The sequence below is a fragment of the uncultured Nisaea sp. genome (assembly GCF_963974195.1).
GTDB lineage: Bacteria > Pseudomonadota > Alphaproteobacteria > Thalassobaculales > Thalassobaculaceae > Nisaea.
The window spans coordinates 1-10,755 of the sequence record NZ_CAXBDC010000128.1; the positions used below are offsets into that span (position 1 = coordinate 1).

A 10,755-nucleotide genomic window follows, 5' to 3' on the forward strand; every position below is an offset into this window, starting at 1 on the left:
TCGAAATTCGTCAGCATCCATTTGTGCGGATTGAAGACGATGCTGTCGGCATATTCGATACCATCCAGCATCCAGCGCTGTTCCGGCAGCAACCAGGCCGTTCCCGCCCATGCCGCGTCGACATGCAGGAAGATACCGTGCCGCTCGCAAATCTCGCCAATGGCCCGGAGAGGGTCGACGGCGCCGACGCCGGTGGCGCCGATGGAAGCGACAACGCATGTCGGAACGCATCCGGCCGCCTTGTCCGCCAGAATCCGCTCCTCCAGCACATCCGGACGCAGGGCGAAATTATCGTCCACGTCGATCAGCCGCAGATTTTCACGGCCAAGACCGATGATCTTCACGTTCTTCTCGGTCGCGGAGTGGGTCTGGTTCGAGGTGTAGACCGTCAGTACCGGTTGTTGGCCGAGCCCGCGCTCGTTGGTGTCCCAGTTCGTCACCTTTTCCCGCGCCGTCAGCAGGGCACAGAGAATCGCGCCGGAAGCGGAATCCTGGATTACGCCGGTCAATCCTTCCGGCAGGCCCGTCATCTGTCGGAGCCAGTCCAGCACCCGGGTTTCCATTTCGGTCGCCGCCGGGCTTGTCTGCCACAGCATGCATTGCGCGCCGAGGGTCGCCGTCAGCATTTCCGCCAGCACCGACGGCGGCGAGCTGTTGGCCGGGAAATAGGCGAAAAAGCGCGGGTGCTGCCAATGGGTGATACCCGGCATCACGTCCGATTTGAAATCCGCGAAGATCCGCTCCATCGGCTCGCCTGCGTCCGGCGGCGCCTCCGGCAGCTTTGCGGCGATCTCGCCCGGCGCGGTCTGTGCGCGCACCGGAAATTCCTCCACCGTCTCCATGTAGTCGGCCATCCAGTCGACAAGGTCGTGGGCGTGGCGGCGGAACTCTTCGGGCGACATGAGGGTATCCAGGAATAAAGATCAGGCCACGCCAGACTAGACCGATGAGCTTTCCGGCGCCAGTAGCGCTCCGGCACATGATTTTACTGGCATACACCGCGATGCACAGACAGCCGCCGGGCCAAAAATTAATCGAATTTTAAGAAAATCATCGCATACACGAAAATGGAGTTTCCAGAATACGTTTGTTATCCGCACCAAGGTAGCCAGCCAATCACCTCCTGGCCGGCCCCAGGCAGCAGCCAAGGCTTCAGAATAGAGCCGGAAAAGTGTTCGTCCCATGATCCTGGGTCACTATCGAGCCGATCAGAAATACCGACACGTTCACAAGCTCGCCAGCAACCGCGCGGAAGGCCTGCTTGAATACTGGCACGAATGCTGCCTGACAGACGGCATCCCGGACAGGAATGCCTTCACCCCGCACGCTTTACAGAAATGGCTCGGCTTCATCAGCGTCTATAAATATGTCGAAGAGCTCGACGACTTCGTGAATGCCCTCGAGGGCACGCTGATCACGCAGATCACCGGACAGGACTGGACCGGAAAGCTTGCTTCCGATGTCGACAGCGAATTCGGCTCGACCTTTCACAATGAATTGTGCGCCGTGCGCCGAACCCGTACCCCGTTGCTGGATCATGTGAAGATCTATCAAAAGGAGTATAAATCCGCGACCAGACTGTTGATGCCAGTCGGCGACAAGGGCAGCCAGGAAGTGGATCAGGTGTTCCTCGGGCTATTTCCCGACTGGTCTTGACGCGCCGCTGAAAACGCTTTTCCGCTTCAGCCATTCCGCCCGGACATCCGGGTCCTCCTCGCCTTCAGACAAATCCTTTGCCAGATCCGAAAACCGCGCCTCCGGCAGCAACCGCCCCAGCGCCCAGACCGCCATGGCACGGACGAGCGGGGACGCATCCGTCAGAAGCGCTTCGATCATCGGCACAAGACGGTCATCACCGCTATTGCCGCAGGCGATCAGCGCATTGCGCAGAAACCGGTCGCGGCCGATCCGCTTGACCGGCGATCCCCGGAAGCGTTCCCGGAATGCCGCATCGTCGAGGCCGAGAAATTCGGCCAGCGGCGGCAAGGTCAGATCGTCCCGCGCGGCGAAAGCAGCCTCGGCGGATTGTTCCGCGAACTTGTTCCAGGGGCAGACGGAAAGGCAATCGTCGCAGCCATAGATCCGGTTGCCCATCGGCACCCGGAATTCCTCCGCGATGTGGCCTTTATGCTCAATGGTCAGATAGGAGATGCAGCGCCTTGCATCGAGGGCATAGGGGCGCGGAAAAGCGTTGGTCGGGCAGATATCGAGACAGCGCGTGCAGCGGCCGCAATGGTCGATCTCCGGCGCATCCGGCGCCAGCTCCATGTCGGTGAAAACTTCCCCGAGGAAGACCCAGGAGCCGTGTTCACGGGAAACCATGTTCGTATGCTTGCCCTGCCAGCCAAGCCCGGCGCTGGCGGCGAGCGGCTTTTCCAGCACCGGCGCCGTATCCACGAAGACCTTCACCTGACAGCCGAACTCGGCGACCATCCAGCGGGCCAGCCGCTTCAGGCGCTTCTTGATCAGATCGTGATAATCCTTGTTCCGGGCATAGACGGAGATGTTGGCCCGGTCGGCGGCGTCAAGATTGGCCATCGGATCGTGGTCGGGGCCGTAATTCTGCGTCAGGACGATAACGGACCGGGCGTCTTCCCAGATGCCCTTGGGGGCAATACGGCGCTCCATATGGGCTTCCATCCAGCCCATGTCGCCATGCTCGCCATTATCGACGAATTCACGCAGCCGATCCTGCTCCCGCGTGCCGATATCGGCAGCGGTGATCCCGGTGGCGGAAAACCCGATCTCCGCCGCTTCCTGTCTGATCCGCTGTTCCGGCTGCATAAGCCCTTTCCGTCCGACGGTCTCAGAGAGGCTCGATATCGCCCTCCTCCTGCGCGGCCCGAAAGGCCGCAGCATGGGCCGACAGAGTGCCGGTCTCAATCGCACCGCGCAATCCGGCCATCACTTCCTGGAAATAAGAGAGGTTATGCCAGGTCAGCAGCATCAGGCCGAGCACTTCGCCGGTCCTGAAAAGATGATGCAGATAGGCCCGGCTGTAGTTGCTGCAACACGGGCAGGAGCAGCCCGGATCCAGCGGGCGCGGGTCGTCCATATGACGGGCATTGCGGACATTCACCGTGCCGCGCCGGGTAAAGCCTTGCCCTGTCCGCCCGCAACGGGTCGGCAGCACGCAATCGAACATGTCGATGCCGCGCTCGACCGCGCCGACCAGATCGTCCGGCTTGCCAACGCCCATCAGATAGCGCGGCCTTTCCGCCACCATGGACGGCGTGGTGAAATCGAGGGTGGAGAACATCATCTCCTGCCCCTCGCCCACGGCGAGACCGCCAACCGCATAGCCGTCGAAGCCGATCTTGGTCAGCGCCTCAATGGATTCATGCCGCAGATCCTCGAACACGCTGCCCTGCACGATACCGAACAGGCCGTAGCCGTCCCGGTCGACAAAGGCATCGCGGGAGCGCTGCGCCCAGCGCATCGAGAGCCGCATGGACTCGGCGGCTTCCTTCTTCTCCACCGGGTAAGGCGTGCATTCGTCGAAACACATGGTGATGTTGGAATCGAGCTGATGCTGGATCCTGATCGAACTTTCCGGGGTCAGCTCGTGGGAGCTGCCGTCGACGTGGCTCTGGAAGGTCACGCCCTGCTCGGTGATCTTCCGCAGCTTGGAGAGCGACATCACCTGGAAGCCGCCGGAATCCGTCAGGATCGGGCCGTCCCAGTTCATGAACTTGTGCAGCCCGCCCAGCTTCTCCACCCGCTCGGCGCCGGGGCGCAGCATCAGGTGATAGGTGTTGCCGAGCAGGATTTCCGCGCCAGTGGCCTTCACCGATTCCGGCATCATGCACTTCACCGTCGCCGCCGTGCCGACCGGCATGAAGGCCGGCGTCTCGATACTGCCATGTGCCGTTGTCAGGCGGCCGCGCCGGGCAGCGCCGTCGGTGGTGATCAGTTCATAGCCAAGGGTCATGTCACGTCATCCGAACGTTCGAGCAGGCAGGCATCGCCATAGGAGAAGAAGCGATAGCCTTCCCGCTTGGCATGTTCATAGGCGGCGAGCATGCGCTCCCGCCCGACAAGTGCCGAGACCAGCATCAGCAGGGTCGATTTCGGCAAATGGAAGTTTGTCAGCAGCATATCGACCGCCTTGAACCGGTAACCCGGCGTGATGAACAGCCCGGTCTCGCCGGAGAAAGCCGGCACGGTGCCGTCCTCCAGCACCGCACTTTCCAGCAGCCTCAGGCTGGTGGTGCCGACGGCAACGACACGGCCGCCCGCAGCCCGGGCCCGGTTGATACGACGCGCCATGTCCAGCGAGATCTCACCCCATTCGAGGTGCATCTTGTGGTCGTCCGTATCCTCCGCCTTCACCGGCATGAAGGTACCGGCACCGACATGCAGGGTCAGCTCGGCACGTTCGACACCGGCGGCGTCGATCGCGGCCAGCAAACGGTCGGTGAAATGCAGCCCGGCGGTCGGCGCCGCGACGGCACCGTCACGGGCGGCGAACATGGTCTGGTAGGAAGTCGCGTCATCGACCTCTTCCTCGCCGCGCTTTATATAAGGCGGCAGGGGCATGCGGCCGACGCGCTTCAGGGTCTCGATCAGGGCGGCGCCGGTTTCCGGAAAGCCAAGGATGACCTCGCCACCATCGCGCTTCTCACGGACTTCCGCTTCGAGTTCGCCCTCGAAGAGGATGATGTCACCGACCCGGCAGCGCTTTGCCGGACGCACGAAAGCCGCCCAGGAGCCGTCGGCTTCCGCCTTGTGCAGCGTCGCCTCGATCCGGGCATCGCCCCGGCGGCCGGTCAGCCGGGCGGGGATCACCCGGGTATTGTTATAGACAAGAATATCGCCCGCACGCAGCAGCCCCGGCAAATCCGAGACACCCCGATCCACAAGCCCCGCGCCTGTCAGGTCGAGAAGCCGCGCGCTGTCGCGCGGCTCCGCCGGTTCCGTGGCAATAAAGTGTTGCGGCAGTTCGTAGTCGAACAGATCGACGTGCATGCGGAGACCTTACTGAGAGCTGTCCGCCATGGCCCCGTCCCGCGCAAAGCGCTGGGGCAGCAGGGCAATGAAGGCACGGAAGGGCACCAGCAGGACCGCCGCCATGGCCAGCTTCGCGCCGTAGTCGCCGATCGCCCAGGTCACCCAGGGAAGCCCCGTCGCATAGAAGGCGAGCGAGAAGAACAGAGCCGTATCAAGCGCGGAGGAAAGCAGCGAAGAGGCCAGCGGCGCTTTCCACCAGCTCTGCCGGCGCAGACGGTCAAACACCCAGATATCCAGAAGCTGCGCGGTCAGGAAGGCGGTGCCGGACGCAAGCGCGATGCGCTGATCGGCAAACCAGAGAGACAGCCCGACACCGAGGGCAAAACCGGCATAGACCACCTTGCGGGCAAAGGCCGGGCCGAAGATGCGGTTCATCAGATCTGTCACGAGAAACGCGATCGGATAGATCAGCGCGCCCCAGGTCAGCCAGTCATTGATCGGAAAATTGACCGCGATGTTCGAAACGAGCACGACAACGCCCATGGCGCTCATACCCGCGACGAGCCCGGTACGGCTGAACGCGGTGGTTTCTTTGCTGGTCATGGACCATTCCTTTTCTGTTCTGCCGATGCGGGAAGCCTCACCGGCACGTTGTTTCCTGCCGGTGTGGGGAGCCTCACCGGCCAAACAGTGCGGCAGCTCTTAGGTCTTTCATCGCGCTTTGTCGATGTGAAACTGGCCCCGGAGCAGCAACACACCGGAAAGCACCTCAACGCGCCCGCAATATATCGCAGCGCAACATGAACAATACTGCACATTCACGCCGCCTGCGATGCAATCATCTGCTGCATAGCAGCCTCCATTTAGATCCAAACAGGAACCAATTTGATGTCAAAATCATTAATTACCGAACAAAGGGAACTTGTTATGCTCTGATCATAGCCACTCGAAAGGAGGCCGATATGCAAACCACCCTGATCCGCACTCCGAGTAACACCGAAATCAATGTCGGCATTGCCAATGGCAAGCGCGAGCGCGCAATGGCAGTGAAATCAATGCTTTCGGGAATTTACAATGCTGTCTGGAAGCATTTTGAATGGCGCGAGAACATGAGCCGCACGGCGATTTCCGCCCGGTGCCCGAACTGCAGTTGCTGATGACAGGGCAGGTCAATGCCATCCTTCGGCATCTCGCACCTGCACCATTTCCAAAATGGCATACCAGCCTTGCTGCATTGCAACATTGAAATGTCAGCGAACCTGACCTAAATTGTCAGTCATTGGGAAACGCAACTAGCCAAGCAGCGAAGATCAGCGGGCTCGTTTACAAATCAGGAGCACTGTTATGACTGCTAACAAAACCCTCATCGAACGCGAAACCATCGATTTCGCACAGGTTGAACGCTACATCGCAGCCGGTCGCGCCGAGCGGTCCAAGGCCGTCCATGAAGCCCTGCGCTCATTCGGCCGCCAGATCGCGTCACTGTTCGACCTGCATGCAGCGATGCAGAAGAAGATCAGCTTCGAGCCGACCGTCAAGATCGCCCCGAAGCACTAAACCAAGACTCTCCCCCGAGTTCGAACCCGGGAAACCGCCAGATCAGGCGGTTTCCCTGAGTTTGAAACGCTGGATTTTCCCGGTAGCCGTTTTCGGCAGCTCATCCGCATAGATAATCCAGCGCGGATATTTGAAACTCGCCAGGTCTTTCTTGACGAAGTCCGTCAGGTCCGCCGTCAGATCGTCCGAGGCGTGAACACCCTCTGCCAGCACCACATAGGCCTTCGGCTTGACCAGACCGTCATGGTCCGGATGGCCGACCACGGCCGCCTCAAGCACCGCCTGGTGCTTCAGCAGCGCCCCTTCGACTTCGAACGGCGACACATAGATGCCGCCGACCTTCATCATGTCGTCATTCCGTCCGCAATAGGTATAGACCCCGTTCTCGTCCGCGACATACTTGTCGCCGGTCCGCGTCCAGGCGCCCCGGAACGTGTCGATGCTTTTTGCCCGCTGGTTCCAGTACATCACGGCCGATGTCGGCCCGCACACCTCCAGAATGCCCATTTCCCCGGGCTTGCACGGCGCGCCCGTCTCGTCGAGCAGGCGCAGCTCGTAGCCCGGAACCGCTTTTCCGGTTGCCCCCGGAACAATCTCGCCCACCCGGTTTGAGACGAAGATATGCAGCATTTCCGTGCTGCCGAGACCGTCCAGAATGTCCGTGCCGGTGCGCGCCTTCCAGCGATTCAGCAATTCTTCCGGCAAGGCTTCCCCGGCGGACACGCAGAGCCGCATCACATGCTCTTCCGCGCCCGGCAGATCCTTTGACGCCAGCAGCATGCCGTACAGCGTCGGCACCCCGAAGAACAGCGTCGGCTTGTGCTCCCGGATGATCTGGCAGACCGCGGCCGGTGCGGGCGGCCCTTCCAGCAAGACAGCCGTGGCCCCGACCGCGAAGGGGAAAGTCAGCCCGTTGCCGAGCCCATAGGCGAAGAACAGCTTGGCCGCCGAATAGACGACATCCTCCTCGGAAATGCCGAGCATCGGCACGGCGTAGAGATTGGCGCTCTCCATCAGGTGGGAATGCAGATGCACCGCCCCCTTCGGCATGCCCGTTGTGCCGGATGTGTAGAGCCAGAAACAGAGATCGTCCGGCGTGGTTTCCGCCGGCGCCGTGTCGTCTCCCGGCGCCGCGATGAAATCCGTAAAGGATTGCCGCCCGGCCACCTCGGCGCCGGAAACCACGACATGGCGCGGCTCCGTTACGACTTCAGAGAGAACGGACTCGATCAGATTATCGGAAACGAACAGGGCCTCGGCCCGGCTGTCCGCCAGGATATAGGCATAGTCCCGTGGCGCGAGCCGGGTATTGATCGGCACCGGGATCACCCCGGCCCAGATCGCCCCGAGGAAGGCCGTCGGGAAATCAATCGTGTCATGCAGCGCCAGGATGACACGCTGCTCCGGCAGCACACCCGCCGCCCGGATGGCGTTCGCGAACCGCTCGATCCGGTCCGCCAGCTCCTGATAGGTATATGAACCGCGGCTGTCGATGACAGCCTTCTTGCCCCCGCGACCCGCCGTGAGATTCCGGCCGATCAAGTCTTCTGCCGCGTTATAGAAACGCGCGGCAACGGCGTTCTCCGCCATATGTCCCTCCCAGTTTGGCCGCTATGGCCGAAATGACCGGGTGCCGTTTGCCGGCACTCCATTCTTGTTTGAAAGAGGCGCCGCGCCCGAGGCTCAGGCGGCGGCTTTCGCTTCCAGTGCGCCAAGCCAGCCTTCGATCCATTCGATGGCCTCGTCTTCGGCGAGCGCGCCGGAATTCGCATCATGGATATGACGCTCGATCACCCGCTCGGCGCCGCATTCCGACAGGATTGCGTCGAACTTCTCGCCGGCGAAATTGAAGGTGTCTTCGTAGGTCGTATCGCCAAGACCGAAGACCGCGAAGCTGACCCGCGCGAGGTCCGGCTTTTCGGAAACCAGAGCTTCGTAGAATTCGGTGCCGTTATCGGGAATCTCGCCATACCCGTAGGTCGCGGTGCAGATGATGACGTGGCCGCCGTCATCGAACACTTCGAGACCGAAATCGCCCATCAGGGTCGCTTCCGCCTCATAGCCCCGGTCTTCCAGAACATCGACCATCTCCTGTGCGCAGAGATCTGCCGTACCGCCTTGTGTGGCAACGAGAATCTTTACCTTCATTCCTCGAATACTCCTCTTCGGCCGGGTCCCGGTTTGGTAATATGAGCTAAATCAGACACGCACTATAATTCATGTTATCGTAAGGCGCAAAGAATGATAATTCAGGTTCTTCCGGTTTATGATGAACCGGGACCACAACCGCAAGGAATTGTCGCACGGCCATGAGGCACAGAACGGCATGAGGCAGAGAACGCACAGCGACGTGCCGCACCAGCGCCGCAATACGCTCGGGATCGAGGATTACCTCACCCGTCTCGGCGACCGGGTGCGCGCGGCACGGGCCCAGCGCGGCATGTCCCGGAAGATCCTGGCGCGGGATTCCGGTGTGTCCGAGCGCTATCTCGCCCAACTTGAAAGCGGTCGGGGCAATCCGTCCGTCGCGGTGCTGCATCAGGTTGCCGACGCCATGGACATGTCCGTGATGGAGCTGGCGGACCCACATGGCGGCACCGATCCGGCGCTCGCCGAAATTCAGGCCCTGCTCGCGCCTCTCGCCCCGGCGGAACTGTCGGAAGCGGCCGAAATCCTGGAACGGCGCTTTGCCGGCAGCGGCACGCGGGGACGGCGGATTTCGCTGATCGGCCTGCGCGGCGCCGGAAAAACCACCCTCGGCAAGGCACTGGCGGACGCGCTCGGCTTTCCTTTCATCGAACTTAACCGGGAGATCGAGCGGGATTACGGCGCCAGCATCGGCGAGATGCTGTCCCTCTCCGGCCAGCCCGCTTTCCGGCGCTACGAGAATCGCTGCCTGAACGCGATCCTGAATGAGTACGACGAAGCGGTGATCTCCACCGGCGGCGGTATTGTCGCCAATGCGGACACCTACACCATGCTGCTGCGCCGCTCGCACACGATCTGGCTGCAGGCCAGTCCGGAAGAGCATATGCAGCGCGTTGTCGAGCAGGGCGACATGCGCCCGATGGCCCAGAACCGGGAGGCCATGTCCGACCTCCGCGCCATTCTCGAAGCCCGCGCCCCGCTCTATAACCGGGCCGAGGCGAGCGTCGACACGGCAGGCGAAACGGCGGGCTACAGCCTGACAAAACTGACGGAAACGGCGCGCGCGCTGATCGCCTAGGCGAAAGCCGAAATATCCACCGGCATCCGCTTCTGCCCCCAACTCCCCGGTTTTTCCTCGATCACGCCCGCCAGCTTCGTGCCGCAGCCGGTGCAGCAGCCGCCCGCGTCCAGCTTCCATTCCGACAGCACATACCAGTCCCGGCCGATCACCCGTTCGCCGCAGCCGTGGCAATAGGTGCTCTGCCGGCCGAGATCGTGGACGTTGCCGGTATAGGCATGCCGCACCCCGTTCCGCCTGGCGATACGGCGGGCGCGGGCCAGGGTGTCGAACGGCGTGCGTTCCTTGTCCAGCATCCGGTAATCGGGATGGAAGGCGGAGAAATGCATCGGTATGTCGGGGCCGAGATGCTCGACCACCCAGCCGGTCATCTCGTCGATCTCCCGCTCCGAATCATTCTCGCCGGGGATGATCAGATTGGTGATCTCGAACCACACATCGGTCTCGTGCCGGAGATAGCACAGCGTGTCGAGCACCGGGCCAAGCTCGCTCTTGGTCACGGATTTATAGAAACTCTCGGTGAAGGCCTTCAGATCGACATTCGCCGCATCGACATTGCGGAAGAAGGCGGGCCGGGCCTTGTCCGTCAGATACCCCGCCGTCACCGCGACGGTCTTCACCCCTGCTTCCCGGCAGGCCATCGCCACGTCGTCCGCATATTCATGAAAGATGATCGGATCATTATAAGTGAAGGCGACGGAGCGGCAGCCGAGCTTGGCGGCGGCCCGGGCGATCGCCTCCGGCTGCGCCTCGGACTGCATCGTGTCCATCTCGCGGCTCTTCGAGGTGTCGTGGTTCTGGCAGAAATTGCAGGCCAGATTGCACCCCGCCGTGCCGAAAGACAGCACCGGGGTTCCCGGCAGGAAATGGTTCAGCGGCTTCTTCTCGATCGGGTCGATGCAGAAGCCGGAGGAGCGGCCATAGGTGGTCAGCACGATCCGGTCATCCTGCCGCGCCCGCACGAAACACAGCCCGCGCGCGCCTTCCTTCAGCTTGCAATACCGCGGGCACAGCTCGCACTG

The 10,755-nt window shown here is 61.9% G+C and carries 12 protein-coding genes; 4 read left to right on the forward strand and 8 right to left on the reverse strand.

Translation table 11 applies throughout. From position 1 onward, the window contains the following. Nucleotides 1-902: pyridoxal-dependent decarboxylase (locus AAC126_RS19795; RefSeq protein ID WP_339856681.1), on the reverse strand; the 902-nt coding region annotated here is incomplete at its 3' end. Nucleotides 903-1,182: 280 nt separating this feature from the next. Between AAC126_RS19795 and AAC126_RS19800 the strand changes: the two genes are divergently transcribed. Further along, a complete protein-coding gene (locus tag AAC126_RS19800; protein ID WP_339856683.1) occupies nt 1,183-1,656 on the forward strand; it encodes a PAS domain-containing protein in 474 nt (157 codons plus the stop codon). On the opposite strand, the gene queG is transcribed toward AAC126_RS19800, so the two are convergent. From queG to AAC126_RS19820, 4 genes are read right to left on the reverse strand one after another with little or no spacing between them, the layout of a single operon-like run. After that, nucleotides 1,636-2,784 carry a tRNA epoxyqueuosine(34) reductase QueG gene (gene queG, locus AAC126_RS19805; protein ID WP_339856686.1) on the reverse strand — a complete coding sequence of 383 codons (1,149 nt, stop codon included), beginning with the start codon at nt 2,782-2,784 and terminating at the stop codon, nt 1,636-1,638. The two genes, AAC126_RS19800 and queG, sit on opposite strands and share 21 nt — an antisense overlap. A 22-nt stretch (nt 2,785-2,806) precedes the next feature. Then, on the reverse strand, nt 2,807-3,931 hold the full coding sequence (tgt, locus tag AAC126_RS19810) for a tRNA guanosine(34) transglycosylase Tgt (protein ID WP_339856689.1): 1,125 nt from the start codon (nt 3,929-3,931) through the stop codon (nt 2,807-2,809). Continuing rightward, nucleotides 3,928-4,968 carry a tRNA preQ1(34) S-adenosylmethionine ribosyltransferase-isomerase QueA gene (gene queA, locus AAC126_RS19815; RefSeq protein WP_339856692.1) on the reverse strand — a complete coding sequence of 347 codons (1,041 nt, stop codon included), beginning with the start codon at nt 4,966-4,968 and terminating at the stop codon, nt 3,928-3,930. The genes tgt and queA overlap by 4 nt, the downstream gene beginning before the upstream one ends. A 9-nt stretch (nt 4,969-4,977) precedes the next feature. Beyond that, a complete protein-coding gene (locus tag AAC126_RS19820; RefSeq protein WP_339856695.1) occupies nt 4,978-5,553 on the reverse strand; it encodes a queuosine precursor transporter in 576 nt (191 codons plus the stop codon). A gap of 197 nt (nt 5,554-5,750) precedes the next feature. Between AAC126_RS19820 and AAC126_RS19825 the strand changes: the two genes are divergently transcribed. Beyond that, entirely contained in the window at nt 5,751-6,107 is a 357-nt protein-coding gene (locus tag AAC126_RS19825; RefSeq protein WP_339856697.1) for a hypothetical protein, read from the forward strand. Nucleotides 6,108-6,294: 187 nt separating this feature from the next. Beyond that, nucleotides 6,295-6,507 carry a hypothetical protein gene (locus AAC126_RS19830; RefSeq protein WP_339856700.1) on the forward strand — a complete coding sequence of 71 codons (213 nt, stop codon included), beginning with the start codon at nt 6,295-6,297 and terminating at the stop codon, nt 6,505-6,507. A 42-nt stretch (nt 6,508-6,549) separates the two neighbouring features. Here AAC126_RS19830 and AAC126_RS19835 read toward each other — a convergent pair whose 3' ends face one another. After that, nucleotides 6,550-8,097, reverse strand: a complete 1,548-nt coding sequence (locus AAC126_RS19835) for a benzoate-CoA ligase family protein (protein WP_339856703.1) — start codon at nt 8,095-8,097, stop codon at nt 6,550-6,552. 93 nt (nt 8,098-8,190) lie between these two features. Further along, entirely contained in the window at nt 8,191-8,655 is a 465-nt protein-coding gene (locus AAC126_RS19840; protein ID WP_339856706.1) for a flavodoxin domain-containing protein, read from the reverse strand. A gap of 118 nt (nt 8,656-8,773) precedes the next feature. Here AAC126_RS19840 and AAC126_RS19845 point away from each other — a divergent pair, with 118 nt between their 5' ends. After that, entirely contained in the window at nt 8,774-9,733 is a 960-nt protein-coding gene (locus tag AAC126_RS19845; RefSeq protein WP_339856708.1) for a helix-turn-helix transcriptional regulator, read from the forward strand. Here the strand turns inward: AAC126_RS19845 and amrS are convergent. Continuing rightward, on the reverse strand, nt 9,730-10,755 hold a 1,026-nt coding region (gene amrS / locus AAC126_RS19850), incomplete at its 5' end, for an AmmeMemoRadiSam system radical SAM enzyme (RefSeq protein WP_339856711.1). The genes AAC126_RS19845 and amrS overlap by 4 nt on opposite strands.